The sequence below is a fragment of the Paraglaciecola sp. MB-3u-78 genome (assembly GCF_002835935.1).
Classification (GTDB): domain Bacteria; phylum Pseudomonadota; class Gammaproteobacteria; order Enterobacterales; family Alteromonadaceae; genus Paraglaciecola.
In genome coordinates this window covers 1-336 of the sequence record NZ_PJCF01000071.1, presented here as the reverse complement: position 1 = coordinate 336, position 336 = coordinate 1, and the positions used below count along the sequence as shown (strand labels likewise).

Annotated in this window: 1 protein-coding gene; it reads right to left on the bottom strand. The window is 34.2% G+C overall.

Features of this window, described 5'->3' with window-relative positions; genetic code table 11:
* On the bottom strand, window positions 1-189 hold a 189-nt coding region (locus tag CXF95_RS30975), incomplete at its 3' end, for a hypothetical protein (protein WP_232788057.1).
* Between the last annotated feature and the right edge of the window lie 147 nt (window positions 190-336).

Sequence of the window (336 nt, the reverse complement as noted above, 5' to 3'; positions counted from 1 at the left end):
GCTTATTAATTTACCTTCCTTTTGCAACCAGCCACCAAAATGAGCTACGGAATCCACATATCCCCTAACGGTCAATGGCGTGAAACCTTTTATTGCGAGCGCTTCAGAATACGTACATAAATGTTGTTTTAAAAAACTAGGGTTTAAGAATCGTTTGTTATTTACTTGTTTCTTGCGATTTGTATTCATTAATATTCTCCAAGTTTGCAAGCCAATGGCTTGTAATATGAAGAATAATTATGTGCAGCGATAAGTGATGTATGAGTGGCATAATTAATTGATATTAATGAAGAATAGTAGGGCTTACATTATTTACTGCACATAATTAAGCACTCT